This window comes from Pseudoalteromonas rubra, from assembly GCF_005887115.1.
Lineage (GTDB): Bacteria > Pseudomonadota > Gammaproteobacteria > Enterobacterales > Alteromonadaceae > Pseudoalteromonas > Pseudoalteromonas rubra_F.
Map to the genome: position 1 here is coordinate 129,937 of NZ_PNCJ01000019.1, position 26,830 is coordinate 156,766.

At 46.1% G+C, this 26,830-nt stretch carries 19 protein-coding genes; 9 read left to right on the forward strand and 10 right to left on the reverse strand.

Annotated elements, in window-relative coordinates; translation table 11 throughout:
- Positions 1-82: 82 nt before the first annotated feature.
- Positions 83-2,746 carry a DNA topoisomerase (ATP-hydrolyzing) subunit A gene (gene gyrA, locus CWB98_RS14890; RefSeq protein ID WP_138545572.1) on the reverse strand — a complete coding sequence of 888 codons (2,664 nt, stop codon included), beginning with the start codon at positions 2,744-2,746 and terminating at the stop codon, positions 83-85.
- 182 nt (positions 2,747-2,928) lie between these two features.
- Here gyrA and ubiG point away from each other — a divergent pair, with 182 nt between their 5' ends.
- The 5 genes from ubiG to yfaE all read left to right on the forward strand — a co-directional run bounded on the left by ubiG (position 2,929) and on the right by yfaE (position 8,389).
- On the forward strand, positions 2,929-3,639 hold the full coding sequence (gene ubiG, locus CWB98_RS14895; RefSeq protein WP_138545573.1) for a bifunctional 2-polyprenyl-6-hydroxyphenol methylase/3-demethylubiquinol 3-O-methyltransferase UbiG: 711 nt from the start codon (positions 2,929-2,931) through the stop codon (positions 3,637-3,639).
- Positions 3,636-4,283, forward strand: a complete 648-nt coding sequence (locus CWB98_RS14900; protein ID WP_138545574.1) for an HAD family hydrolase — start codon at positions 3,636-3,638, stop codon at positions 4,281-4,283. Before ubiG ends, CWB98_RS14900 begins: the two co-directional genes overlap by 4 nt.
- Before the next feature lie 366 nt (positions 4,284-4,649).
- The gene (nrdA, locus tag CWB98_RS14905; protein ID WP_138545575.1) at positions 4,650-6,935 is read left to right on the forward strand and encodes a class 1a ribonucleoside-diphosphate reductase subunit alpha; all 2,286 of its coding nucleotides are present in this window, start codon (positions 4,650-4,652) and stop codon (positions 6,933-6,935) included.
- Positions 6,936-6,986: 51 nt separating this feature from the next.
- Positions 6,987-8,117, forward strand: coding sequence for a class Ia ribonucleoside-diphosphate reductase subunit beta (gene nrdB / locus CWB98_RS14910; RefSeq protein WP_125717593.1), 1,131 nt, complete (start codon positions 6,987-6,989; stop codon positions 8,115-8,117).
- Positions 8,117-8,389 (forward strand): class I ribonucleotide reductase maintenance protein YfaE, encoded by a 273-nt coding sequence (gene yfaE, locus CWB98_RS14915; protein WP_046004362.1) that lies wholly within the window; start codon positions 8,117-8,119, stop codon positions 8,387-8,389. Before nrdB ends, yfaE begins: the two co-directional genes overlap by 1 nt.
- On the opposite strand, the gene CWB98_RS14920 is transcribed toward yfaE, so the two are convergent.
- On the reverse strand, positions 8,381-8,905 hold the full coding sequence (locus CWB98_RS14920) for a YaeQ family protein (RefSeq protein WP_138545576.1): 525 nt from the start codon (positions 8,903-8,905) through the stop codon (positions 8,381-8,383). The two genes, yfaE and CWB98_RS14920, sit on opposite strands and share 9 nt — an antisense overlap.
- Before the next feature lie 141 nt (positions 8,906-9,046).
- Between CWB98_RS14920 and CWB98_RS14925 the strand changes: the two genes are divergently transcribed.
- Entirely contained in the window at positions 9,047-11,608 is a 2,562-nt protein-coding gene (locus CWB98_RS14925) for a TonB-dependent receptor (protein ID WP_138545577.1), read from the forward strand.
- A 208-nt stretch (positions 11,609-11,816) separates the two neighbouring features.
- Here the strand turns inward: CWB98_RS14925 and CWB98_RS14930 are convergent, their stop codons facing one another.
- The 3 genes from CWB98_RS14930 to CWB98_RS14940 form a co-directional block, all read right to left on the reverse strand.
- Positions 11,817-12,365 (reverse strand): NAD(P)H nitroreductase, encoded by a 549-nt coding sequence (locus CWB98_RS14930; protein ID WP_138545578.1) that lies wholly within the window; start codon positions 12,363-12,365, stop codon positions 11,817-11,819.
- A gap of 82 nt (positions 12,366-12,447) precedes the next feature.
- Complete coding sequence (locus CWB98_RS14935; RefSeq protein WP_138545579.1) at positions 12,448-13,149, reverse strand: HvfX family Cu-binding RiPP maturation protein; 702 nt, start codon at positions 13,147-13,149, stop codon at positions 12,448-12,450.
- Positions 13,150-13,291: 142 nt separating this feature from the next.
- The gene (locus CWB98_RS14940; RefSeq protein ID WP_138545580.1) at positions 13,292-15,253 is read right to left on the reverse strand and encodes an FAD-dependent oxidoreductase; all 1,962 of its coding nucleotides are present in this window, start codon (positions 15,251-15,253) and stop codon (positions 13,292-13,294) included.
- Between the two features lie 241 nt (positions 15,254-15,494).
- Here CWB98_RS14940 and sppA point away from each other — a divergent pair, with 241 nt between their 5' ends.
- Positions 15,495-17,366 (forward strand): signal peptide peptidase SppA, encoded by a 1,872-nt coding sequence (gene sppA / locus CWB98_RS14945; RefSeq protein WP_138545599.1) that lies wholly within the window; start codon positions 15,495-15,497, stop codon positions 17,364-17,366.
- An 89-nt stretch (positions 17,367-17,455) separates the two neighbouring features.
- On the forward strand, positions 17,456-18,466 hold the full coding sequence (ansA, locus tag CWB98_RS14950) for an asparaginase (protein ID WP_138545581.1): 1,011 nt from the start codon (positions 17,456-17,458) through the stop codon (positions 18,464-18,466).
- Between the two features lie 68 nt (positions 18,467-18,534).
- On the opposite strand, the gene gndA is transcribed toward ansA, so the two are convergent.
- Positions 18,535-19,908, reverse strand: coding sequence for an NADP-dependent phosphogluconate dehydrogenase (gene gndA, locus CWB98_RS14955; RefSeq protein WP_138545582.1), 1,374 nt, complete (start codon positions 19,906-19,908; stop codon positions 18,535-18,537).
- A 319-nt stretch (positions 19,909-20,227) separates the two neighbouring features.
- On the opposite strand from gndA, the gene pyk reads away from it, so the two are divergent.
- The gene (gene pyk, locus CWB98_RS14960) at positions 20,228-21,661 is read left to right on the forward strand and encodes a pyruvate kinase (protein ID WP_138545583.1); all 1,434 of its coding nucleotides are present in this window, start codon (positions 20,228-20,230) and stop codon (positions 21,659-21,661) included.
- Positions 21,662-21,740: 79 nt separating this feature from the next.
- Here the strand turns inward: pyk and CWB98_RS14965 are convergent, their stop codons facing one another.
- The 4 genes from CWB98_RS14965 to CWB98_RS14980 all read right to left on the reverse strand — a co-directional run bounded on the left by CWB98_RS14965 (position 21,741) and on the right by CWB98_RS14980 (position 26,437).
- Complete coding sequence (locus CWB98_RS14965; protein WP_138545584.1) at positions 21,741-22,565, reverse strand: LytR/AlgR family response regulator transcription factor; 825 nt, start codon at positions 22,563-22,565, stop codon at positions 21,741-21,743.
- A 4-nt stretch (positions 22,566-22,569) separates the two neighbouring features.
- Positions 22,570-23,640 carry a sensor histidine kinase gene (locus CWB98_RS14970; RefSeq protein ID WP_138545585.1) on the reverse strand — a complete coding sequence of 357 codons (1,071 nt, stop codon included), beginning with the start codon at positions 23,638-23,640 and terminating at the stop codon, positions 22,570-22,572.
- A gap of 162 nt (positions 23,641-23,802) precedes the next feature.
- Positions 23,803-25,044, reverse strand: a complete 1,242-nt coding sequence (locus tag CWB98_RS14975; RefSeq protein WP_138545586.1) for an amidohydrolase family protein — start codon at positions 25,042-25,044, stop codon at positions 23,803-23,805.
- Between the two features lie 10 nt (positions 25,045-25,054).
- On the reverse strand, positions 25,055-26,437 hold the full coding sequence (locus tag CWB98_RS14980) for an amidohydrolase (RefSeq protein WP_138545600.1): 1,383 nt from the start codon (positions 26,435-26,437) through the stop codon (positions 25,055-25,057).
- Positions 26,438-26,830 lie beyond the last annotated feature (393 nt).

The window sequence follows — 26,830 nt, forward strand, 5'->3', positions numbered from 1 at the left end:
CGTTGTATGGTGTTGTGTGCCCAGAATCTAGATGTCGGAGAATAAAAAAGCGGCCTAAGCCGCTTTTTTGTCTTGAACCAGATTACTCCGGTGCCTGCTCGTCAGTGTCAGGCGTTTCAACAAGCTCTGCTTCCCCTTCCAGGGTGTCGTCGATTTCGATCTCTTCGATACGTTGTAAACCAACTACCTGCTCGTCGTCAACCGTTCTGATCAGAATAACGCCCTGCGTATTACGTCCAACTGTCGATACTTCGTTCACTCGGGTACGTACCAGTGTGCCTCGGTTCGAAATCAGCATGATCTCGTCGTTGTCCTGAACCTGAACAGCGCCAACTACACGGCCGTTACGCTCAGTCACCTTAATTGACACAACCCCCTGGGTTGCACGACTCTTAGCTGGGTATTCGTCGAGTGGCGTACGCTTACCATAACCGTTTTCAGTCACGGTCAGAATGGCGCCGTCATTCTTAGGTACAATTAACGAAACAACTTTCACATCATCTGGCATCTTGATACCGCGAACACCTGTTGCAGTGCGACCCATTGGACGCAATGCCAGCATTTCTTCACCTGTTTCAGGGTCAATCTTCACTTCACCGGTTTCTGAATCGCGCAGCTTCTCGTTGAAGCGAACGACTTTACCATGGTCAGTGAATAGCATGATGTCGTTTGTGCCATCAGTGATATCTGCACCGATCAGGTTATCACCGTCATTTAGGTTGATAGCGATAATCCCACTTGCACGTTGGCGGCTGTATGCCGTCAGTGGCGTCTTCTTCACTACACCATTGGCCGTCGCCATCAGTACAAATTTATCGTCTTCATACTGTTTAACCGGCAGAATCGTGGTGATACGCTCATCGGCTTCCAGTGGCAGTAAGTTTACGATTGGTTTACCACGTGCAGCGCGCGATGCCAGTGGTAATTGATACACTTTCAACCAGTACAAGCGTCCTGATGTTGAGAAACACAAGATAGTGTCGTGGGTATTAGCAACCAACAGACGTTCAATGAAGTCCTCATCCTTCATCTTAGTTGCAGCTTTACCTTTACCGCCGCGACGCTGCGCTTCGTAATCAGACAGAGGCTGATATTTCACATAGCCCTCGTGAGACAAGGTCACAACCACATCTTCTTCGTTGATTAGATCTTCCAGGCTAATATCATGCGCTGCCGCAGAAATTTCGGTACGACGGTCATCGCCATAGTTTTCTTTTATTTCCGCCAGCTCGTCACGGATCACTTCCATCAGACGATCAGGTGAAGACAAAATAAATAGCAGCTCTGCAATTAGATCCAGTAGCTCCTGGTATTCACCCAATATCTTTTCATGCTCAAGGCCTGTTAGCTTGTGTAAGCGTAAATCAAGAATAGCCTGAGCTTGTTGCTCTGACAGATAGTACTGTCCATCACGGATCCCCAGTTCAGCATCAAGCCAGTCTGGACGCGCCACGTTCTCCTCGCCAGCACGCTCCAGCATAGAACGTACTGAACCCAGCTCCCATGAACGTGCGGTTAGTGCTGCTTTTGCTTCTGCCGGAGTCGGTGACTTACGAATAAGCTCAATAATAGGGTCGATGTTTGCCAGTGCAATCGCCAAACCTTCTAGCGTATGTGCGCGGTCGCGAGCTTTACGCAAGTCATAAACGGTACGACGCGTTACCACTTCACGACGGTGTACAATAAAGGCTTCAAGCATTTCTTTGAGGTTGAAACACTTCGGCTGATTGTTATCCAGCGCAACCATGTTGATACCAAACACAGTTTGTAGCTGAGTTTGGGCATACAGATTGTTCAGAACAACTTCGCCCACTTCACCACGTTTAATCTCGATAACGATACGCATACCGTCTTTGTCAGATTCGTCACGTAGTGCGCTGATCCCTTCCACCTTTTTATCTTTTACCAGCTCAGCGATTTTTTCAATCAAACGCGCTTTGTTAACCTGATATGGGATCTCATTGACGATGATGGTTTCTTTGCCAGTTTTTTCGTCGGTTTCGATTTCTGCGCGGGCACGAATATAGACTTTACCACGGCCGGTTTTATAAGCCTGCTCAATGCCTTTCTTACCATTAATGATAGCTGCGGTCGGGAAATCCGGACCCGGGATATAATCAATCAGCTCATCGATTGTGATGTCCGGGTTTTGGATCACAGCCAGACAGCCGTTGATTACTTCTGTCAGGTTGTGAGGCGGAATGTTTGTCGCCATACCAACCGCGATACCAGACGAACCATTCACCAACAGATTGGGGACTTTTGTTGGCAGTACATCAGGAATTTGCTCTGTGCCATCATAGTTAGGCACATAATCTACGGTCTCTTTTTCCAAGTCTGCCAATAGCTCGTGAGACATTTTCGCCATACGCACTTCGGTATAACGCATTGCCGCCGCCGAGTCACCATCGACTGAACCGAAGTTACCCTGGCCATCTACCAGCATGTAACGCAGTGAAAACGGTTGTGCCATACGAACTATAGTATCGTAAACCGCACTATCACCGTGCGGGTGGTATTTACCGATCACGTCGCCCACAACACGGGCTGATTTCTTATAAGGTTTGTTCCAGTCGTTACGCAACTCGTTCATTGCAAATAACACGCGACGGTGTACAGGCTTCAGGCCATCGCGGACATCCGGTAACGCACGTCCAACGATAACGCTCATCGCGTAATCAAGGTAGGAATTTTTCAATTCATCTTCGATATTGACCGGGAGGATTTCATTGGCAAGATCAGTCATTTAATACCACTTTCCTTCAGAGTCTTTCCCTTTTGTGTCACACTATGGACATCAAAAGGCTCAATTATTATTAGTTCGACTGGGGATACTATCATAGTTTCTGGGTTAATGCAGTGGCTAAATGACTCGGAAATTTCATCCAATACCGATAGAATGCCCTCAGTTCAACGAGGAAGTTTTTTATGACCGAACATCAAAATGTAGATTTAAGTGAAATTGCCAAGTTTGAAGAGATAGCTGAGCGCTGGTGGGACCGCGACGGTGAATTTAAACCTTTGCATGACATCAATCCGCTACGATTAGACTTTATCAATGATCGTAGTGGTGGCTTGTTTGAGAAAAAAGTACTGGATGTAGGCTGTGGCGGTGGCATTCTGACGGAAAGCATGGCCAAAATGGGTGCCAAAGCGCATGGTATCGACCTTGGCCAGGAGCCGCTCAATGTAGCCAAGTTACACGCGCTTGAAGCCGGAGTCGCCATTGATTATCGCAAAATTTCAGCCGAAGAGTTCGCAGCGCATCACAGTGAACAGTTTGATGTCGTCACTTGCATGGAAATGCTTGAGCATGTGCCCGACCCGGCCTCTATTGTTGCGGCAGTGGCAAAAGCAGCCAAGCCCGGCGCCGATGTGTTTTTCTCCACACTGAATAAGACCCACAAAGCCTTTTTGCTGGCCGTTGTTGCCGCAGAGCGTGTACTGAAGATGGTGCCGCCGGGTACCCATGACCATAATAAGTTCATTCGCCCTTCTACTTTAATTGGCTGGGCAGAAGCCGAAGGGCTGAAGATACGCCGCGCTGCGGGGATCAACTACAACCCCTTTGGAAAAACTTTTACACTGAGCGATGACGTCAGTGTGAATTACCTCCTCCACTTCGAGAAACTCGCATGACACAAGCTGTAATTTTTGACCTCGATGGTACCTTGCTTGATACCAGTGATGACCTGGGCGCCGCACTTAACGATGTCTTGCAAAGACATGGCATGCCGCAAGTAGAACCTGCTGTTTACAGTCCCGCTATCTCAAATGGTGTGAAAGCATTATTGGAAGTGGGCTTCGGTAATAAACTAAGCGAATTCGACTTCGAAACCCTCAAGCAGGAAGTGCTCGACTACTATGCACAGAATCTGGCGGTTCACTCTCACTGTTTTACAGGCGTTGAGTCTTTATTAGAGACTCTTGCACATAAAGGGATCAAAACAGGCATAATGACCAATAAGCCAACTTTTCTGACCCTACCCTTACTGGCACAAATCACCGTGCTCAGGGACATTGAGGTTGTTGTCTGTGGCGATACCTTAGAAGTTGCTAAACCCCACCCTGAACCGCTACTGCTTGTGGCGGAGAAACTAGGGGTTAACCCTGAGCAGTGTATATATGTGGGGGACGCTGCTCGCGATATTGCCGCAGCCAAAGCCGCAGGGATGAGATCAGCCGCCGCCTTATGGGGTTTCATTCCATCCCTGGAAGAGGCACAAAGCTGGTCTGCGGATCTGGATCTTACTAACCCAGAATCGATCTTTCCTCATATTTAGTGCCAGTAGTAAAAAAACACCACTATATATTGTGTTTTATACTATATTGAGTACAAACTTGCGCAGAAAAAAAACAGTCGCGCAGTTTGCGAAAATTTCTTAAAAAAAGCGAAAAATCGGCTGGTGCGAGTTGATTTTTTTTTGCTTACAGCGTCGTTGGATAGCAGAAGGTTAGTGTTTGCTAACATAAAAATATTATCCCTATGTTATCCACAATCCATAGAAAGTTGTTCTATTGCAAAATGACGCTAACCCCACTATCTTGTGATCCTCTTTCTAGCGGACACCATATATAGTGGTGAAATGCTAAGCAATTATGAATATGCGATGAAAATTACCGCATTCCGGGGGAATACAGGCGTAGCTATGAACCAACAATTATCTGTCAGTAAACGAAACGGCCGTAAAGAGCCGCTTGATTTAGATAAAATTCATCGAGTGATAAACTGGGCTGCCGAAGGCCTGAATAACGTATCGGTTTCTCAGGTAGAGCTTAAGTCTCACATTCAGTTTTATGATGGTATTCGCACAGAAGACATTCATGAAACTATCATCAAAGCAGCTGCCGACCTTATTTCAAAAGACACACCAGATTACCAATATCTCGCGGCACGTCTGGCGGTATTCCATTTGCGCAAAAAGGCCTATGGTCAGTTCGAACCGCCTCACCTCTACGACCACGTCACAAAACTGGTTGAAGACAAGCGCTATGATGCTGGTCTGCTGACTGATTATACCCGTGAAGAATATGAGCAACTTAACGACTTTCTAGATCACGATCGTGATATGTCGTTCAGTTATGCAGCGGTAAAACAACTTGAAGGTAAATATCTGGTACAGAACCGTGTGACTGGCGAAATCTATGAGAGCGCTCAGTTCCTGTATATTCTGGTTGCTGCCAGTCTTTTCTCAGATTATCCAAAAGAAACGCGCCTTGACTACATCAAGCGCTTTTACGATGCGGTATCGCAGTTCAAAATTTCGTTGCCTACACCTATTATGTCTGGTGTACGTACGCCAACGCGTCAATTCAGTTCATGCGTCCTGATTGAAACAGCAGACAGCCTGGATTCGATTAACGCTACTTCATCAGCAATCGTAAAATACGTCAGCCAGCGCGCTGGGATCGGCGTCAATGCGGGCCGGATCCGTGCTCTGGGCAGCCCTATCCGTAACGGAGAGGCTTTCCATACTGGTTGTATTCCATTCTACAAACACTTCCAGACGGCTGTTAAAAGCTGCTCACAGGGTGGTGTACGTGGTGGTGCAGCAACGCTGTTCTACCCGCTTTGGCACCTTGAAGTTGAAAACCTGTTGGTTCTGAAGAACAACCGTGGTGTTGAGGAAAATCGAGTCAGACACCTCGACTATGGGGTTCAGTTCAATAAAACCATGTACTCTCGCCTGATTAAAGATGACTACATCACTTTGTTCAGCCCGTCGGATGTCCCAGGCCTGTACGATGCTTTCTTTGAAGACCAAGACAAATTTGAGCGCTTGTATGTGCAATACGAACAAGACGAGTCTATCCGTAAAAAGCGCATAAAGGCACTTGAGCTGTTCTCTATGTTTGCGCAGGAACGTGCAAGCACGGGTCGTATCTACCTGCAAAACGTAGATCACTGCAACACGCATAGTCCGTTTGATGCCAAAGTTGCACCTATCCGCCAGTCTAACCTGTGCCTTGAAATTGCACTGCCCACTAAACCGCTCAGTCATGTAAATGATGAAGAAGGCGAGATTGCATTATGTACTCTGTCTGCGTTTAACCTCGGCGCTATTAGCAGCCTGGATGAGCTGGAAGAGCTTGCTGAGCTGGCTGTTCGTGCGCTGGACAACTTGCTGGACTTCCAGGACTACCCTGTACCGGCTGCAAAAAATGCCACTATGGGTCGTCGCACTTTGGGTATCGGTGTTATCAACTTTGCTTACTATCTGGCAAAAAATGGCGTTAAATACTCAGATGGCAGTGCAAACGGCCTGACCCACAGAACGTTTGAAGCGATTCAGTACTACCTGATGAAAGCGTCTAACAAGCTGGCTCAGGAACGCGGCGCATGTCCTAAATTCAATGAGACAACTTACGCAAAAGGCATTATGCCAATCGATACCTACAAGAAAGATGTCGACAATATCTGCAACGAACCACTGCACCTTGACTGGGACGCACTGCGTCAGGACATCATGCAATACGGTATGCGTAACTCGACCCTGTCTGCACTGATGCCATCTGAGACCTCTTCACAGATCTCAAATGCAACTAACGGCATCGAGCCACCTCGCGGTCACATTAGCGTTAAGGCCAGTAAAGATGGTATCCTAAAGCAAGTTGTGCCTGAGTACGAGCGACTGAAGGGCAACTACGAGCTGCTATGGGATATCCCATCAAACGATGGCTACCTTGGTCTGGTAGGTATTATGCAAAAGTTTGTTGACCAAACTATCTCAGCAAACACGAACTACGACCCTACTAAGTTTGAGGGTGGTAAAGTACCTATGAAGCTGTTGCTTAAAGATTTGCTTACTGCATACAAACTGGGTGTAAAAACCCTGTATTACCACAACACCCGTGACGGTGCATCGGATGCTCAGGACGAAATGAAGCCTGAGGCTGAAGACGATGATTGTGCAGGCGGCGCTTGTAAAATCTAATCATGGTTAGCGGGTAATTTACCCGCTCTTTTTTGGTGTCGAGAAATATCTATGTCGTATTCTACGTTTAACAGAACCCACAACGATCAATTACAGGAACCGATGTTTTTCGGTCAGTCTGTTAATGTCTCCCGTTATGATCAGCAGAAGTACCCTATTTTCGAGAAGCTGATTGAAAAACAGTTGTCTTTTTTCTGGCGACCAGAAGAAGTCGATGTGAGCAAAGACAGGTTAGACTTTCAGGCATTACCCGAACATGAAAAACACATTTTCCTGAGTAACCTGAAGTACCAAACTCTGTTAGACAGTGTCCAGGGACGTTCACCTAATGTGGCTTTGTTGCCTATTGTATCTATCCCCGAGTTGGAAACCTGGATTGAAACCTGGGCATTCAGTGAAACCATTCACAGTCGGTCTTATACACATATTATTCGTAATGTGACTAAATCGCCTGAACTTATCTTCGATGATATCGTCGAGAACGATAAGATCAGTGAGCGTGCAGAGGCCGTGACTAAACACTATGACGAGTTAATCGAGAAGGTCTCTCTGTACAATCTGTACGGCGAAGGTAAGCACGAAATCAACGGCGAGACAGTGCATATTAATCTGTTTGAGCTGAAAAAAATGCTCTACCTGTGCATTATGTCGGTGAACATTCTGGAAGCCATCCGCTTTTATGTGAGCTTTGCCTGTTCATTTGCATTTGCTGAGCGTGAGCTGATGGAAGGTAATGCCAAAATCATCAAGCTGATCGCCCGCGATGAAGCGTTGCACTTGTCTGGTACTCAGCACATTCTGAACATTATGCAAGACGGCAAAGACGACCCTGAAATGGCCATCGTTGCTGCGCAATGTCAGGAGCAGGCAATTCAGATGTTTGTAGAAGCCGCAGAGCAGGAAAAAGAATGGGCAGAATACCTGTTCAAAGATGGTTCTATGATTGGCCTGAACAAAGACATCCTGTGCCAGTACGTTGAATACATCACCAATGTCCGCATGACCGCGGTGGGTTTACCTGCGCAATTTGAAAGTAACAGCAACCCTATCCCCTGGATCAATGCCTGGTTGGTCTCTGACAATGTTCAGGTTGCCCCACAAGAAGCCGAGATTAGCTCATACCTGGTTGGCCAGATTGATTCAGAAGTCGATGCCTCTGACTTTGGTGATTTTGACCTGTAATGACAGACAGGCCAGTCAAAAAAATCTTTCTAGACCCAGAAAAGGAGCCGCTTTTACATGCGGCTCACTCCCCTTCACTCCTTGCTACACTAGAAGCGAATCAAGTTGAGGTTGCCTATCAATGCCGGGAGGGGTTTTGTGGTGCTTGTCGTGCCAAGCTTTGCCGGGGAAAGATAGCCTACAATCAGGAACCACTTGCGTTTGTGCGTGACGGAGAAATTTTGCTCTGTTGCAGCAAGCCCGTGACCGATGTGATCATTAAGCTAGTGTAGTTTAATGATCTCACTTTGATAGTAGTCTGCTTTATCACTGACGCTGATCACGCCATTATCAATCATCACATCCCAGTGCAGACTGCGTGATAGCGCACCAGCCAGCTGACTCACAAAGTCCGCCGATAAAGAAAAAATTCGAATGTCCTGCATCGCTATCAGATGGGGGGAGAGTTCCTTGTACCAGGCGTCTGCGTCGGCTACCAGACAAACCACTTTATCTGCATGCTTACGATACTTTTGCAGTTCGCTCAAGCTAGGCTCACCAACATACAGCGCAACGTCGATTTGCCCGTGTGCATTTTCAAGCCAAACGTCGGGTTGGTTTTTCTCTTTCACCCCCAGCCAGTGCACGTTATCCAGGTACGATAAGCCACAGAAACCGATTAGCTTCAACACAAAATGCTCCAACGTTTCGGCTTTTTGCAACGCTGCGGTGAACACTTCCTGATGATGTGAGTGATGAAACAAGTCTGCAATGTTCATCCGCACTTTAAAAACAAAGAGATCAGCCATGATATGTGTACCTGAACCTATTACTTTAACTATATGAAGCCGTCAAAATAATGCAAACTTAAAGAGATAGTATAACATCATTGAAACCGCAATAATGCAGTGTTATATTATTGCAAGTATAAACAATCCAGAATGAGTGTTATGTTTAAGCAGTCTTTAATCACATTTGCCATTACCAGCGCAATTTTTTCCTCTCAAGCCTCTGCCGCACAACTGAAAGGTAAAGTGCTGGATACCAACAATCAACCTGTTCCTAATGCCACCGTACATTTGCACGGTAAGTCACAGTCCGTGAAAACTGATATTAACGGTCAGTTTAGCATTAATGTCGATCAGGATTCACAGCTGCATGTCAGCAAAGACAACTTTATCAATGAGCGCATTGACGTCTCCCCCGATTCTCCTTACGTGACCGTTAAACTGGCACCCAGTTCGGTAGAAAGTGTTGTTGTATATGCCTCTGCATTGCACAAGAGTAACATCGAAATGGCATCACCGGTTGCCGTGTTAGGTGGTGATGAGCTTAAAAACAGTGCAAAACCAACACTGGGCGAAACCCTTAAGCAATTGCCTGGCATTAATGCCAGTTATTTCGGACCAGTATCTTCAAGTCCGATCATCCGTGGCTTAGACGGTCCGCGCGTTAAAATCACTCAGAATGGCCTGGACAGCAGTGACGCATCTCGTGTTGGTCCTGATCACGCAAACACCAACGATTCTTTGGCAGCACAGCAAATTGAAGTGCTGCGCGGCCCAGCAACATTACTATACGGCTCAGGTGCTATTGGTGGTGTAGTTAATGTGGTAGATAACCGTATCCCCACTGATGTCATTGAGGGTGTTCAGGGCGCTGCTGAGTTCAGCCACGACACTAATTCAAACACCAATACGGTTGCAGCATTATTTGAAGCGGGCAACGACGGTTTTAACTTCCACTTTGATGGCGTAACGCGTAAAGGCGGCGACTACGACACACCGCGTTTTGCGTTGCCAGGAGAAGAACATGAAGATCATGAGCATGATCACGATGAACATGCCCATGATGATCACGACGACCATGAGCATGGTGAAGACGAGCACAGTGAAGAGACTCACGGCGAAACAGAGTACGCAGAGCGTGTAGCTAATACCTTCATCGATTCTGAGCAGTTTAATATCGGTACCAGCTTCGTTGGCGATCACCTGACAGTTGGTTTGTCGTACGGTCGCATTGAAACAGACTATGGGATCCCTGCCCACTCGCATGAACATCACGACCATGGCGACGAGCATGATCATGATGACCATGACCACGACGAACATGCTCATGACGACCACGATGACCATGATGACCATAGCGAAGACGAGCACGATCATGCACATGGCGCAGAGGAAGAATCAGTCTTCGCGCGTGTTAAACAAGACAGATGGCAGGCGCTATTTAACTATGCATTGCATAACAACTGGATCGAGTCTATTCAGGTGCGTGCAGGGTTTACCGATTATGAACACTCTGAGATTGAACACGGTACCGTTGGTACAACGTTCACTAACGAAACAACTGAGCTGAGAACCAATATCGAGCACAGACTGGGCGAGTGGCACGGCATTATTGGCTATCACTTCTCTGACAGTGACTATGCTGCAGAAGGTGCGGAAGCATTCACCCCTGCTACCAACACCAAAACACATGCCTTTTACGTCCTGGAAGAACGTCGTTTTGGTGATGTAACTCTGGAGCTGGGCGCACGCATTGAGGACTTTGCACTGTCGAGCAACTTTACATCGGGTCACGATGAGCACGACGAACATGATCATGATGAGCACGAAGAGCACGATCATGAAGGTCATGAAGATGAACATGTGGCTGAAATTATCGACTATACACTGGATACCACCAACTTCAGTGCTTCAATTGGCGCCGTATATGATTTTGCAGAAGGTCAAAATGTTGCTGTAAACCTGTCACGTTCTGAGCGTGCGCCTCTGACTGCCGAACTGCTGTCAAATGGCCTGCATATTGCGACATCTACCTATGAGCTTGGCCTTGGCTATCACATCGAAGGTGATGAGATTCATTTCGAGCCAGAAAATATAGAGCAGGAAAGATCGACTAACCTGGATATCAGCCTCAGACGCTTCATTGGTGATTTTGGTTATACGGTTAACTTTTTCTACAATGACGTTTCGAACTACTACTACCAGCGCAACACAGGTTATATGTACACAGGCGAGCATGGAATAGAGCTGGCTGACCACCACCATGATGGTGCGTTACCTGTCTACCAGTTCGAAAGCGCCGATGCAGAGCTATACGGATTTGAGTTTGATGCCCACTATCAGATTGATGCCCGTAACCGCATCAAGGTGTTTGGTGATCACCTGAGAGCTGAGCTTGACTCTGGTGAATATCTGCCGCGTATTCCAGCCAATAAGCTCGGTACAAGCTACCGTTTTGAGCTGGAAGATTTCTCAGCAGAGCTAAGCGCCACGCATTACATGACACAAGACAAACTGGCGCAGTCAGAAACGAAGACGGACAGCTATACTTTGCTTAATGCCAGCTTCAGTTATGATTTCAGCTTGTCGGGTGTAGACTTGGTTGGTTATGTGAATGTTGACAACATCACAGATGAACTGGGCTTCGTACACAGCTCGTTTATCAAAGAGCAAGCGCCGCTGCCAGGACGTAACTTCAAGTTAGGGATCCGTGGATATTTCTAAGTTTGTAGGCTCTGTTTATCTTACATGCTAATAGCCAAAGACAAACAGTTCCTATCTGAGCCCAATGCCGCCATCTGGCGGCATTTTCTTTGTCAGACGCCCACCCTTCCTAAAAGACGATGAATGCGCCTGAAATCGACCAGGCACAAGAAAGGTGCAATCGCCCCAACCTGACACTAAGTCTCATCGCTATACTGGGGCGATTTAACTATAACTGAGTAAAAAAGTCTTCTGGCTGATGTCTGACAGGCTTAGTACATTGAATTGTCGGCGTACCCAGGTACAGATAGCCAATAATTTCATCCTGTTCGTTCAGGCCAAGCAGGCGCTTCACAGATGCACTCTGAGCAAAATAACCTGTTCTCCAGACACCGGATAACCCCTGAGCAAAAGCCGCCTGCTGCATCGCAAACACGCTACAGGCTGCGCTTTCAATTTGCTCGATTCTGGGCACTTTGGGATGCTCCGTATAAGGAGAAACAGCAATGATCAGCATAGGTGCACGTTCAGGCAGTGCTTTTGCACGGTCGATAATGCGTTGCTCTTGCTGTTCCTCTACTGCAGCTTGATAGAATATCTCTCCCAGTTTCTCTCTGCCCTGCTCCTCGACCAAAATAAACCGCCATGGCTTTAGGCCACCGTGATCAGGTACCTTAAGCGCCGCTTTTTTTATCACCTCAAGCTGATCTGCATTCGGCCCCGGAAACGACAAGTTGCTGTCTGATTGTCGCGTTAATAATAATTCAATGGCATCCATCTGTAATTCCTAAAAATTTTGTTCGCTCATTATTCTAACGCGACAAGGGTCAAAAAGTTTAGTAGCAGTTGCTAAAAACCATTTACGACAAATAATTCTTATTGGGCTCCAAGTACTTTCGAATCCAGTAATCAAGGCTGACGTAACGCCCACCGCCGGTGAATATCAGGCTTATCAGCATCGCAAAGTAAATGGCAGCAAACTCAATGCCATTATTCAGGATCACCGGGTTTCCATACTCATAAAGGTATGCTGGTAATCCATTGGCCTCAACAATTTCTTTGATGCGGGACAACCGCTCTGCCACCTCTTTACTGGCTTCCAAGCTCTGCTCGGCAGCATCACTTCCAAGCCAGGCAAATACCTGTGCAGCGCTGGTATCTGGGTTGCTTGGGGCCACCGAAAACCAGCCGTTGTGCCAGTGCACCTGAGTTGCTGCGACGAACATAGTCACAGCAAGTGGCACAGACACCAGGCGTGTGGCCAGGCCTATCAATAGCAACCAGCCTCCAAGAAACTCCGTCCACCCAGCCAAAAAAGCTAAAAAGTCTGGGGCAGGTAAGCCAAGCCCCCACTGCGCGTTACCAAACCAGGCAACGACGTTTTCATCGGCCAGCACTCGCTGCCACCAGACAAGATCCGTATTGGTCAAATTCAGTTTGCTGAATCCAGCAATGATCATGACAGGTGCCAAGATTAGTCTGAGCATTAAAGGAGCAACGCCATCCAGAAAAGACACTTTGTCCAGAAGAGTACGATAAAGGAGGTAGAATGATTTAAGCATATATAAAGTCTGTTATCACTGATGTTATGAGTGTAGACCTTAAATCACCGTTTTTTATTGCAACAGATATGCTTTTAACTGGTACAAAATACGGGTGCCATCAAAAAAGTCCACCCGTATTTTGTTGTGCCTGGCGCATAGATTAGATTTTTCTTGCTACCTGCAAGGCTTCATAGATAGCTCTTTTGGCGTCGATAGCGGCCGCAAGCTTGGCACCCCCGATGACATGTTGATTAGCAGACATCGCGTCTTTGTCGAACAAAGCATCATTCGATGTCTGACCAATACAGGCAACCACGGTATCTACGTCCAGAACGCGCTCTTCACCGCCTTGTTTAACCAGCAGGCCTTTATTATCAAATGAAATATACTCGCACTCGGCAATCTGTTCAACGTTATGGTGCTTGGCGACCGCCCGATGGATCCACCCAGTCGTTTTACCCAAGTTGTTACCAAACCGACCCTCGCTGCGCTTAAGCATATAGAGCTTCTTACCTGTCGCACTGTCTGACGGTTGGCATTCAATTCCCCACTGCGCTTTGAATTCTTCTATGCTTTGGTCTGCCTGTTCAGCCAAAAAAGCGACCATATCAAAGCCAATTCCACCGGCACCAAGAATCGCGATTTTATCACCAAGCTCAACTTCTTTGCGGATCACCTCATCGTAAGCAAAAACACGCTTACCATCGCTACAGGTAATTCTGGATTGTCGAGGGCTGACCCCAGTTGCAAATACGATGTCATCGTATGACTGCGCCATGGATGACTCATACTCGCAGCCAAGTTTTAACTCGACACCTAAACGCTCAACTTCTTTCAGGAAGTAGTTCAGAGTGTATTTAAAATCTTCTTTGCCAGGTATCCGCATGGCCAGATTAAACTGCCCTCCTGCATGTTCATTCTTGTCAATCAGTGTCACCTTATGGCCTTTTTTAGCCAGATAACAGCTTGCAGACAACCCTGCAGGTCCCGCCCCCACAACCAGCACTTGTTTAGGGCTGTTTGTGCGCTCCAAAGGATAATCCAGCTCGTACCCTGCCTGCGGATTAACAAGACAAGTAGCCCGTTTACCTTTAAACACATGGTCCAGACACCCCTGATTACAGCCAATGCAAATATTGATTTGTTCAGCCTTGTTCTGTGCGTACTTATTAAAAAACTCTGGGTCGGCAAGTAAAGGGCGCGCCATAGAAATCAGATCCGCCTCTCCCTGGTTGAGAATATCATTAGCAAGCTCTGGGGTATTGATCCGATTAACCGCAACGACGGGAATATTCACGACATCTTTAAGACGCTTAGAGGCTTCACGAAAAGCCCCGGCCGGCACCATACTGGCAATTGTAGGAACACGTGCTTCGTGCCAGCCAATACCCGTATTAAGAATGTCTACACCTGCCTCTTCCAGCGCTCTGGCCTGAGCCGTAACTTCCTGTGCAGTTGAACCATTAGGGATTAGATCCATGACTGACAAACGAAATACGATGATAAACTTGGCCGAAACCTTTTCACGTACAGCACGGACAATCTCAACGGCCAATCGCATTCTGTTTTCCAGTGTACCGCCGTACAAGTCTTGACGCTTGTTTGTGTGATCGGCCATAAATTCGTTGATCAGATAGCCTTCAGATCCCATAATTTCAACACCGTCGTACCCTGCCTTTTCAGCCATTTTCGCAGATTTTGCAAAATCTTTAACTGTGTTGCGGATCATGCTCAGCGACATAGATTTGGGTGTGTAAGGGTTAATCGGTGCTTTAATTTCGCTGGGTGCAACATTAAAAGGATGATAAGCGTAGCGTCCGGCATGTAACAATTGAAGGCAAATCTTGCCGCCGTGTTCATGCACAGCGTCTGTATATGCTCTGTGCTTAATAATGTCATAGCGACTATTAAACGAAGAAGATATCGGGGTGAGTTTGCCGCGCAAATTCGGGCTATAACCTCCGGTGATGATCAAGCCAACACCGCCTTTCGCGCGCTCCTCGTAAAAGGCTTTAAGTCGTTTCCTGTTATGCCATCCCTCTTCCAGGCCCGTGTGCATAGAGCCCATGACCAAGCGATTTCGCAAATCAGTGTTCTTCAATTGTAGTTTTTGTTCTAACATTGCGTGCCCCAATGTAACTGGTCTTACCTGTGAACATTAACGATTTTATATTTTTTCGCAAGCAAAAACCGCGACTAATTTCTTTGAAATAGCATATAGAGAGTAAAACCTGGCTATTTTTCACTCTATCATCAGCAAAATAATACTTAGTTACGTTTTTGTTCTAACGACTGAAGAGCAACTAAGTTATGATTAATATTGAGTACATTCCACTTAGACATTCAGAGGTACGGCTTTGAAATTGATCGGTAAATTTTTTCTTGGTATCTGGCACGCGCTGAACTTTTCACGCCGCCTGGTTCTCAACTTTTTGTTCTTTTTCCTCATCATCGCGGCAGTCATAGCTGCACTCCCAGCGGAAAAAGAACCACAGATTGCACAAAGCAGTGTATTGCGCCTTAACCTATCCGGAAAACTGGTTGAGCAGCTCACTTATGTGGATCCAGTTGATGCAGCAATGGGAGACATTTTTGGTAAGCAAGACATGCCAAAAGAAATGTTGGTTGATGACGTTGTTGATACCATTAATATTGCCGCAAATGATGCTCGTATTAAGGCACTCTATTTAGATTTACGACATATGCATTACGCTCACCTCGACAAGTTACGCGACATTGCAAGTGCCATAGAGGTATTTAAAGCCGCTAATAAAAAAGTGTTCGCACATGGCCCTTATTTTAGTCAGTCTCAGTATTATCTGGCTGCCCATGCTGATGAAGTTTCCATCCATCCCTACGGTGGTATTAATATCAGTGGCTATGGCTCTTATCCTATGTACTTTAAAGATGCTCTTGAAAAGCTCAAAGTCACTCAGCATATCTTCCGCGTTGGCACTTATAAATCAGCGGTAGAACCTTTTATTCGTAATGATATGTCTGAGGCAGCTAAAGAAGCCAATCAAATGTGGCTCAATGCCCTGTGGGCCCAGTACAAGCAAGATGTAGCGAATAAGCGCGGATTTGATACTGCAAACTTTGACGAAACATTAACCCAGTTTGTTGATAAAATGGCCTCTGTGACCGGTGACTCTGCGCAGTTTGCCGTCAAGTATGGCTGGGTTGATAAGCTTGAAACTGATCAGGAGTTCAATCAAAAGCTCATTGATTTGGTCGGGACTCAGGACAACGGAAAGCGGTTCAAACAAGTCGCATTTGAAGACTATTATAATGCCGTGTCGACTGATGGCTTTGGCGTAAACCCATTTACAGATAAAGTGGCCGTAGTCGTTGCCAAAGGTAACATCGTTGACGGTAAACGTAAGGCTGGCATGATAGGAGGCGACTCTACTGCGGCACTACTGCGCAAAGCAAGGCTGGACGAAAAAGTAAAAGCCGTTGTGTTAAGAATCGATTCCGGTGGCGGGAGCATGTTTGCATCTGAAATCATTCGTAATGAAGTACTGGCCATTAAAGCCGCAGGAAAACCTGTTATTGCCTCTATGGGGTCAGTCGCAGCATCGGGTGGATATTGGATTGCCGCTTCAGCCAATGAAATCTGGGCATCGCCTAGTACGATTACCGGCTCGATCGGTGTATTCGGCACTATTCTAACTTTTGAAAACTCTCTAAAAGAACTTGGGATCTATTCAGATGGTGTCGCCACCACTGAGCTAAAATCTTCCTCTTTGGCTCGAGGCTTGGATCCTAAATTTGCACATGTACTACAGATGGGCGTAGAAGACGCTTATAACAAATTTATTTCTGTTATTGCAGATTCACGAAACCTGGCTGTCTCAGATGTCGATAATGTTGCTCAAGGCAGAGTGTGGCTTGCGACTCAGGCACACGAATTTGGGTTAATAGACAAACTGGGAACCAAACAAGATGCGATCGAGGCAGCCGCTCAATTAGCGAACCTTGAGCATTATGATGTCTACACTGTTGAGCAAACGCTGTCAGAAAAAGAACAGCTGCTCCAGGATATTTTCGGCTCTGCGACAATCCAGTCACTGTTGTCAACGCCGGACAATCAAACAACTCAGATAAGCTCCTTAGCAAATCAGGGCGTAAACCGGCTCCTAAATCAGGTCAAGCATAGTGCCACCGTAATTGCACAGTTTAATGATCCGAACAACATCTATACCTTGTGTACAACGTGTGTTGTCGCAGAATAGAGAATGTCTCTTTGATTTGACTGCATTGTGATGCTGCAGTTGATATAATTAGCCCGGACTGAATTCCGGGCTTTTTTTTAGGTAGCAGAATGAAAAGAAAAAAAATCTATATCGCCTACACTGGCGGTACAATTGGTATGAAGCAATCCAGCCGGGGCTATGTCCCAGTTGCCGGCTATTTGACTGAAACGGTCAAAAGTAATGCCGAATTTACCCGAGAAGAAATGCCCCTGTTCGACATTCATGAATACTGCCCGCTTATAGATTCGTCGGATATGTCCCCACTGCACTGGCAACTGATAGCTGATGACATAAAAAGCAAGTACGAAGAGTATGACGGGTTCGTAGTGCTTCATGGCACAGACACCATGGCATATACAGCATCAGCATTGTCATTTATGTTTGAGAATCTGACTAAACCGGTGATCATAACGGGCTCTCAGATCCCCTTGTCTCAGCTTCGCTCTGACGGCCAGGTTAATTTGCTTAACGCAATGTACCTTGCTGCGAATTATCCCATTGCTGAGGTGAGCCTGTTTTTCAATAATAAATTGTTCCGTGGCAACAGAGCTATAAAAGCGCATGCTGACGGGTTTGACGCTTTTGCATCACCGAATATGGCACCGCTTGCACAAGCAGGTATTAATATTCAGTTGATCGAAGGTCAGTTGAGTCCATACGTCGATCAAGCCTTGCGGGTTACATCTATAGCGTCACAACCAATCGGCGTATTGCACCTTTACCCCGGGATAAGCAGTACCATAGTAACTAATGTCCTGCAAAGTGATATTAAGGCACTTATTCTGCTCAGCTTTGGCGTCGGTAATGCGCCACAGCAAGAGGATATTCTCAGTGCGCTGAAAGCGGCTTCAGATAAAGGCGTTGTTATTGTGAATTTAACCCAATGTATTCAGGGCCAGGTCAATATGGGTGGCTATGCGACTGGTAATGCTCTACTTAACTGTGGCGTTATTAGTGGCTACGACATGACACTTGAAGCCTGTTTGACTAAATTACACTATCTATTCAGTCAAGACCTTGAACTAGAGACAGTTCGCCATCTTATGCAGGACAACCTGCGTGGTGAGTTGACCCGATAAACAAGTTCCTCGATACATAAAAAGCCCGGAAGTCGTTTCAACCTCCGGGCTTTTTAGAAGTTCTGCAATTATCTCACTTTAGCAGCTATCTCTGTCAGGTCGGTCAAATGGCATGACTCTCCACTGTGCGTTTTGATGCCATGCTCACCAAAGTAGTCTCGCTGTGCTTGTACTAAGTGACCATTACTAGGTGTGCTCAGTGTCGCAATGTAGGTTTGCGTTGAAGTGAGTACAGGGAATGCAAGGCCACTTTGAATAGCTTGCCCAGCTACTTTACGTAGGGCATTTGCAGGCCCTTGCAGAGTATCAATGAATTCAACCCCTTTGGCGATATCATCCAGATAATCTGCTCGAATGATACAACCCGCGCGCCATGTTTGAAGCGTCTTATCTAAATCTACTTTCCATTGGTGAGATCTGGATGCACCTTTGATAAGTGCAAGGCCCTGACGATAACAAAGCAGGCTGGCAAAATAGAATGCATCTCGTAGCTCGGAAAGGTCCAGCTCTACGCTATTCGTATCACGATTAGCATAGGTCATTTCTTTCGCAGCTGGTGTGTCTATCGTATTAGTCAAATGCCTTGCCTGCACCGCTGCAACCAAAGAAGGTACCGCAATACCCAGTTCCAGTGCATTTTGTGCTGTCCAAAGCCCCGTGCCCTTAGCACCTACTTTATTATCAATCAGATCAACAATAGGCTCATTTTTTTCATTCTCCAGGCTAAGAATATGGCTGGATATTGCCAGAAGATAACTGTTGAGTTGCCCTTCTGACCATTCTTTAAATACCTCAGCGACCTGGGCCGGCGTTCGACCTGTGCCGATCCGCAACAACTGATACATCTCCGCAATCAATTGCATCAATGCGTACTCAATGCCATTGTGTACCATTTTTACAAAATGACCGCTGGCAGATTGACCGACACGCGCGAAGCAGGATTCACCGTTATGTGTGGCCGCCACTTTTTCAAACCAAGGGATCAAACGTTCCCAACCGCCTTCTGACCCGCTGGCCATCATGGCTGGACCATGTCGAGCACCTTCCGCACCGCCGGATATCCCCATTGTGGCAAACTCAAATTTATTCTGGTATTTAAGTTTACGAGCAATACCATCTTTGTAGTTGCTGTTACCACAATCGACAATAATGTCACCCTTTTCTACACCGGCTTCGATTAAATCCTGGCACACCTTATCCACCAGCTCACCGGCCGGTACCAACAGCAAAACGGATCTAGGTGTGTCCAACCGTTTTACCATGTCAGCAAGATCGGAAACTATGTGAAGGCGCTCGGCAATACCCAATGACTGCGCGCAACTCAACAACTCGGCGCCTGCATCCGGGTTTTTATCATAGGCGACTAATGTCATGCCCTGTTCTACTAAATTTAGCGCGAGGTTTTTCCCCATCACACCCAAACCAACTAATGCAACTTGCATTAAGTTTCCTCCTCGGTAACAAATTCTATACTATATCGGTAACGCACCTTAATTATACCCCAGCTGAGTAGGATATACAGCAGTGCACAACTTACCTAACCGACCCACACAACTGTTTGAAAATCAGACAAAACCAAATAAGTGCGGCTAGTCATTGACAAAAAGTCATGATTGACGACACCTGACACCGGTGTCATAATCAGTTCATATAGATGATATAATTTAATTTGCATGTTAAAAAGGGCTATAAGATATTTCTTTCTTAAAACCCAGCAAGTTAACCAGAAAAGTCACCGAGACAAGCCAACAGGAGAACCTGATGCTTAGACGCACAAAAATTGTAGCAACACTTGGGCCAGCTACAGACAGAGATAATAACTTAGAAAAAATCATTCGCGCAGGCGCAAACGTTGTCCGCTTAAACTTCTCCCACGGAGTCGCACAAGATCACAAAGACCGGGCTCAGGCGGTCAGAGAGATCGCAAAAAAACTCAATAAACACGTATCAATTCTGGCAGATTTACAAGGGCCAAAAATTCGGGTATCGACGTTCAAAGACGGCAAGGTAGATTTGGCTGTAGGCGCTAAATTTACACTGGATGCAGAGCTAGAAAAAGGCGAAGGTACCATCGAGTCAGTTGGTATCGACTACAAAGAGCTGCCGAATGATGTTAAAGCGGGTGATTTGCTACTATTAAACGACGGACTTATTCAATTAACTGTCGACTCTGTAGCAGGTAACAAAGTACATTGCACCGTCACTGTAGGTGGCGCTCTGTCGAACAATAAAGGGATTAACCGACTAGGTGGTGGATTAACAGCACCTGCATTTACTGAAAAAGACAAGCAGGACTTACTCACCGCCACAGAGATAGGCGTTGATTACATTGCAGTTTCTTTCCCTCGAAGCGGTGAAGACATGCGCTATGTACGCGGGCTTGCAGAACAAGCAGGGTCAGATGCACAGTTACTCGCTAAAATTGAACGCGCAGAAGCCGTTGAGTCTGTTGAAGCGATTGACGACATTGTATTGGCCTCGGATGCCGTGATGGTTGCCCGTGGTGATCTGGGGGTTGAAATTGGCGATGCTGCATTAGTTGGTAAACAAAAACAAATCATTAGTCGTGCTCGTTCACTGAACAGAACAGTGATCACAGCAACACAAATGATGGAGTCTATGATAGACAACCCCATGCCAACCCGCGCTGAAGTAATGGACGTTGCGAATGCCGTTCTTGACGGAACAGATGCCGTTATGTTGTCAGCTGAGACGGCCGCTGGTGATTATCCGGAAGAGACTGTTGCAACAATGGCGCGTGTTTGTCTGGGTGCTGAATCTCAGCCACAAACCCATATTTCAAAGCACCGTTTGGACAGCATGTTTACCGACACGTCAGAGACTCTGGCTCTGTCTGCAATGTATGCCGCCAACCACCTGACTTCAGTAAAAGCGATAGTGGCACTCACAGAATCAGGGAATACCGCGAAGTTAATGTCTAGAATTAGCTCTGGCTTGCCAATCTACTCATTATCACGACATGCCAGAACGTTAGGACAGACCGCACTTTATCGAGGCGTTTATCCGGTTTATTTTGACTCTACTAAATGCAGTGAAGAATCAACCGTTCGCGATGCGCTAAATACACTGGTAGAAACAGGTGCGCTGGAACAAGGCGACACGGTGATCCTGACTCACGGCGACGTTATGGAAACTATTGGTGCAACCAATACAATGAAAATTGTCACCGTTTAAATAATGATGGTCCGGGTGGCATGTCTGCCCGGATATACCCTACCCTTCACCATTTAATCAAAGAGCTGCCTAATACGTATTAGCTTGCTAAAGCAGCTTTTACTTTGTCTCTGTAACTACGGCTTACTTTAAGCTCCTGACCATTCTCCAGTACTAATAAGTACTCTCCGCTACTTTGTGTTACCAGCTTACTAATTTGCTTGGTATTAACGATGGCAGAACGATGAACACGTACAAACAACTTAGGGTCTAATTCCTGCTCAAGTTCTTTCATTGTTTTGCGCAGAATGTGTGTCTGACCGTCAGAGCAATGTAAACACATGTAATCTCCAGCTGCATCAATCCACTGGATCGATGCAGCAGATACACGAATGATCTCTCCTTGCTCTTTTACTGCAATCGACTCAGGGTACTTCTTGTCTTCAATGGTGTCGCCTGTAGCCAGTTTACGCAGGATTTCTTCGCAATTATTACCAGTGATACCGGCAACGAAGCTGGCGAGCTTTTTCTTGTGAGCATTGTCTTGTTGTGTTTTCAAATAGCTATGCACTTTTTCAACCGCCTGTTTTAGTCTGTTGTCATCTACGGGCTTTAGGATGTAATCTAAAGCATGAATTTCAAAGGCTTTTACTGCATAATGATCAAAAGCAGTGACAAACACGATGGCAGGCAGTGGCTTCACACTTTCACTAAGCGCCCTGGCTACTTCAAAACCATTCATGGTTGGCATCTGAATGTCTAGAAATACGAGATCTATCTGCTGACTTGCGCATAACTCAAGCGCCTGCTCTCCTGAGCTACACAACTCGATAACTTCTATCTCTTCAATCTGTTTTAAGCGCACCGCCAGGCCTTTTCTGGCTAGGGACTCATCATCTACAATTAGTGTTCTGATTTTGCTCATTACTTTACTTCTCAGCCTTTTCAAAAGGAACTCGTATGTTCACCTTCAACCCCGAAGGTGCGTTGTGCGCAAGCACAAATGAATAGTTGTTTTCGTACAAGGTTTTTAGCCGGTCCTGAGTATTCGCGATGCCAACTCCTTGTACATTGCTTAGCTGGCCATTTTCGATTGAAGCACCGGGCCCGTTATCCCCTACTTCTAACAATAGCTCATTGGCAAAGACCTGAGCCCTTATCTCAATTTTGCCACCATTAGCCATATGCGCAATAGCATATTTGATCGAGTTTTCAATTAAAGGCTGTAAAATTAAACTGGGTACCAAGGCCTGTTTAGCGTCCTCAGTAATGTCAAACTCAACTTCAAGGCGCTCATCAAAACGCACTTTTTCAATATTCAGGTAAAGCTTCAGCGCGTGTAACTCTTGCTCCAATGGCACCTTTTTGATTGGATCAGTATTTAGCGTGTATCGTAAGAAATCACTCAGCCTGGACACCATTTGATTCGCATCTTTGTTCTCCTCAACCAGAATCAAAGTCGAAATAGCGTTCAATGTGTTAAAAAGAAAATGAGGGTTAAGTTGATAACGTAGCATCTTCAGCTGCGCTTCATGTGCCATCGTATTTGCTTTGAGTGCTTTCTGCCGCTCGCTCTGAAGCAACTGATAGTATTTGATACCGAAATAGAGGCCGCTCCAGCAAAGAATAATATAAACTGAGTCTAGCCCTTGCTGCAGATAATAGTACCACTCTTCAGGCCGATAGCCGTGTCGGTATATTTCCCACATATTAAACTTTTGAACAACAGACCACAGTGTACCGGTGAAGTAGGAAGCACTAAAAACGACAAAGATGAGTAATAAAGGCTTAGCATTCCATACTTTACGATAAAGATAGCGCAATGGTACCGTCATCAAACAACCGGCGTAAGCATTTAGCACGATCACAAATACGTAAATATCGCGCATTTCGAATACTTTTGAACCGATGTAGTTTACTAATGCATAGCCTATCCAGCCTGCAATTTGTAAAACCCAGAAAAATCGCTGTCGATTATCGACCAGAGCTTGCCACTTCAAACGCTATAACCTCTTAAGACTTAGCCAAATTATATCCTATGGCGGCCTTGTTCAACAGCGCCAGCGGTCTTGCTTTTCTAACGGTTAAACGCAAATTTCTTAGCGAAATTAAGTTACCAAAATAATAAAAAAGGCCCTGCCGGGCCTTTTCACATTTAACGTTTACTTAGTGTACGCTCTTGGCATATCTGAATCAGTCGTATAACGCTTTCTGAGTTTATCGTGGCGAGACTCGGTACTTACCTCTTCTCCATTAATCCAGAGTTTGTCTAAGGTTGTACTAAACTCGAATGGATCAGCACTCCACAATACTAAATCAGCACGCTGACCAGAGGCAATCTTACCGCCATCAAGACCGAACGTCTCTGCAATATTGCTGGTTACCGCTTTCAATGCGCCTTCATAGCTCATGCCGTGGGCAACAGCAATACCAGCATCAAATCGCAACTGGTATAAGTTATGCGCCCCTTCGAAGGCAAACCCTGATAGCAATACCTTAACACCGGCACTTTCAAGCTCACCTGCATTAGCAAGATCGGCATGCAATGAGCTGAAGCTATTCGGTAAATTTGAAACAGCACTAATCACCACTGGTACATTAGCTTTGGCGATTTCGTCTTTCACCAGCACAGCATCATTGACGCCCCACAATACCAGTTTCAAATCAAACTGTTCTTTAACCTTGAGAACTTCAAGAATATCCGACGCCCTTTCGACTTCAACAACAACAGGGATCTCACCTTTGAGTACTGCACTCAATACCTGCTCTTCACGACTTGGCTTTTTAGCGTCTTTCTTGTCGTCTTTTTTATCTTTCGACAACTTTTCTTGCTGCGCTTCCAGCTTTTCGGTCAAGGTCTTGTACTTGATAGCACGAGAACCGTTGCCGCTGGCATCCATATCGATGACTAATGCAGTACTGGTTTTTAGTACGCTGTTGAACTCTCCGGAGAGGTCAACGACAAACGCAAGCCCTTCAAAAATACTCTTGCCGCCATGAGGGATCACAACATTTTGCGTAATACCCCCTTTGCGGCCGTAAGGGATCAAAGACGACCTGGGGTTAAATGCCGGGCTGGCATCAAAGTCAATCCCCGCTTTGTCATCCCCGCCGTCTCTTGAGCCGGCAACCGCACTGACTTCTACTAATCCCAGTTGATTCATAGAACCGATAAACCCGGGTGTCAGCACTCTGCCTTGTGCATCGATTGTCTTATCAGCAGACACATTACTTGGGTTGACTGCCGTGATGGTGCCATTCTCAATAACAACCGTTGCACCTTCAAGCACACCTGCCTCAGTCATTGTATGAACTGTTGCATTGGTAATGGCCGTCGTCTGGGCGAAAACAGCTGAAGAAGCCATCAGTGCGCCAGTCAATAAAGAAACATTAAACTTTTTCATCATTTACTCCTTAGCGCTGACCCAGCATAAAATCACTTACAGCCTGGTATTTTTCGTCATGGCGGTCATATACTTTGGCACCGTCGATATAAACAGTTTCAGCTTTAGAGTAAACACTGAACGGGTTTTTATCCCAGATCACGATGTCTGCTTGCTTACCTTGCTTCAGTGAGCCAGTTATCTCTTCAATGCCAAGTGATTTGGCAGCATTGAAGGTGATCCACTTAATCGCATCTTGTTCTTTCAGTGAGAAACCAGCCTGATTCGCAGTATTCATTATTTTAGCCGCTTCATGATTCAGGCGCTGAATCGTTGTGCCTGAATCTGAGTGAACAACCGCACAGGAATTCTTAACAGCATCTACGATTGCCACGTTTTCTGGCACCATGTCGTACGCTTCCATCTTGAAGCCCCACCAGTCTGGCCACAACGCAGCACAGTTGCCATTTTCAGCAAGCAGATCCGCAACTTTATACGCTTCGATACCATGGTGGAAAGTACCTGCGTGATAATTAAACTCTTTAGAAAGATCAATCATCATCGCCATCTCTTCTGCTTTATAGCAGTGGTTATGGATCAGGATTTCACCGTCGAGTACACCACGAAGCGTATCAAGACGAATATCGCGCTTTGGCGCGTCCGGATTCAGACCTGCAGCGTAGGCCGCTTCATATTGCTCCCACGCCTGCTTATACTCACTCGCCTCTGCCCAGGCAGCTCGATAACCAGCCATATTACCCATACGAGTATAAGGCGCAACACCTTTGCCGCCGTATACACGCTTAGGGTTTTCACCACAGGCCATTTTCAGGCCATAAGGTGCACCTGGAAATTTCATACCCTGCATTGTTGGTGATGGCACATTTTTCAATGTCACACTGCGACCACCAAACAAGTTGGCAGAACCAGGTAGGATCTGCAAAGTTGTTATCCCCCCTTCACGGGCGCGATTAAAACCAGGATCCTGTGGCCAAACTGAATGTTCCACCCACACCTGAGCGGTATTCGGTTTCGTGATTTCATTGCCATCCGCGTGTGATTCAACGGAAGGACTGGGGTAGGCACCTAAATGCGAGTGCACGTCAATGATCCCAGGCGTAACCCACTTACCCTGAGCATCAATAGTCACATCAGCCTGAGCAGACAAGTCCTGACCTATTTGGCTGATTTTGCCATCTTTAAGTAAAACATCTGTTTCTTCAAGACGTTCACCTGTGCCGGTCAAAACCGTTGCGTTGGTGATAAGTGTAGAGCCCTTGCTCAGCGGCTGGTAGGTGCTTGGGTACGGATTTTTTTCAATGGTGACTTTTTCTTTTTGAGGGCCGTTGTCTTGGCACCCAAGAAGAACTGTACTTAATGCAAGTACAATCGCCGTTGGCTTGAATTTTTGCATCATTTTTCTCTTATTGTTCTGCGTGATTGAACACCCCGCAGGCTATTGGCTAACAATTGACGTAAAATTGCAACTTAGTTTCGACAGTTCACAATATAGCTCGGCCACCTGCACATTTCGAGTTTTCTCTCTTTAATATATATTTATCTAAACTTTAAGCTCGTTTGTTCGACCAGATTAACCGCCTCTTGCTTAACGTATATGCTTGCAATGGCTCAGTCTTGTTTCACTTACTCAGATAAGCTGTGCACCACATTACACAAAGTAGTTGTATTAATACTGTCAGCGGTAAATGAATATCTTGACTGTGCAACACACTCGTATGAATACCTTTTTATCCTGCCTTGCTGACACACTCTGAGAACCATAGACATAGCTTTGAAACAGGTATTA

Excerpts from the sequence above, each read along its gene's own strand:
- gyrA (WP_138545572.1), bottom strand. The coding sequence starts at position 2,746 with ATGACTGATCTTGCCAATGAAATCCTCCCGGTCAATATCGAAGATGAA.
- ubiG (WP_138545573.1), top strand. The coding sequence starts at position 2,929 with ATGACCGAACATCAAAATGTAGATTTAAGTGAAATTGCCAAGTTTGAA.
- CWB98_RS14900 (WP_138545574.1), top strand. The coding sequence starts at position 3,636 with ATGACACAAGCTGTAATTTTTGACCTCGATGGTACCTTGCTTGATACC.
- nrdA (WP_138545575.1), top strand. The coding sequence starts at position 4,650 with ATGAACCAACAATTATCTGTCAGTAAACGAAACGGCCGTAAAGAGCCG.
- nrdB (WP_125717593.1), top strand. The coding sequence starts at position 6,987 with ATGTCGTATTCTACGTTTAACAGAACCCACAACGATCAATTACAGGAA.
- yfaE (WP_046004362.1), top strand. The coding sequence starts at position 8,117 with ATGACAGACAGGCCAGTCAAAAAAATCTTTCTAGACCCAGAAAAGGAG.
- CWB98_RS14920 (WP_138545576.1), bottom strand. The coding sequence starts at position 8,905 with ATGGCTGATCTCTTTGTTTTTAAAGTGCGGATGAACATTGCAGACTTG.
- CWB98_RS14925 (WP_138545577.1), top strand. The coding sequence starts at position 9,047 with ATGTTTAAGCAGTCTTTAATCACATTTGCCATTACCAGCGCAATTTTT.
- CWB98_RS14930 (WP_138545578.1), bottom strand. The coding sequence starts at position 12,365 with ATGGATGCCATTGAATTATTATTAACGCGACAATCAGACAGCAACTTG.
- CWB98_RS14935 (WP_138545579.1), bottom strand. The coding sequence starts at position 13,149 with ATGCTTAAATCATTCTACCTCCTTTATCGTACTCTTCTGGACAAAGTG.
- CWB98_RS14940 (WP_138545580.1), bottom strand. The coding sequence starts at position 15,253 with ATGTTAGAACAAAAACTACAATTGAAGAACACTGATTTGCGAAATCGC.
- ansA (WP_138545581.1), top strand. The coding sequence starts at position 17,456 with ATGAAAAGAAAAAAAATCTATATCGCCTACACTGGCGGTACAATTGGT.
- gndA (WP_138545582.1), bottom strand. The coding sequence starts at position 19,908 with ATGCAAGTTGCATTAGTTGGTTTGGGTGTGATGGGGAAAAACCTCGCG.
- pyk (WP_138545583.1), top strand. The coding sequence starts at position 20,228 with ATGCTTAGACGCACAAAAATTGTAGCAACACTTGGGCCAGCTACAGAC.
- CWB98_RS14965 (WP_138545584.1), bottom strand. The coding sequence starts at position 22,565 with ATGAGCAAAATCAGAACACTAATTGTAGATGATGAGTCCCTAGCCAGA.
- CWB98_RS14975 (WP_138545586.1), bottom strand. The coding sequence starts at position 25,044 with ATGAAAAAGTTTAATGTTTCTTTATTGACTGGCGCACTGATGGCTTCT.
- CWB98_RS14980 (WP_138545600.1), bottom strand. The coding sequence starts at position 26,437 with ATGCAAAAATTCAAGCCAACGGCGATTGTACTTGCATTAAGTACAGTT.